The organism is Clostridium sp. AM29-11AC (genome assembly GCF_003480545.1).
Lineage (GTDB): Bacteria > Bacillota > Clostridia > Lachnospirales > Lachnospiraceae > Otoolea > Otoolea saccharolyticum_A.
The window spans coordinates 1-356 of the sequence record NZ_QUJI01000047.1; positions in this window are offsets into that span (position 1 = coordinate 1).

Sequence of the window (356 nt, forward strand, 5' to 3'; positions counted from 1 at the left end):
AGCGTTCATCCTGAGCCAGGATCAAACTCTCATGTTATAGTCTTCGACTTAACGAGGTTGTTCCGAGTTTAGCCGAAACATACAGCTTTTTACTTAGCGAGGTTTCCCACGAGCTTAGTCAAAAGCTGTTTCCTCTGTTTGAACCAGGTCCAAAACTTAGCTTGGCTAATTTTTAAACCGTTTTACTGTTCTTTAGGTTTTGTTCTGAATGTTCTCTCGAACCTCAAGGCTTAACCAAAAGCCTGTTGTTCTTAGAATTTTCAGGGTTTTACATACTGTTCAGTTTTCAAGGTTCGTTGTTGTTTGTTCTCAACAGCAACTCGTTTATCTTATCACAACTCGTTGTGTTTGTCAAC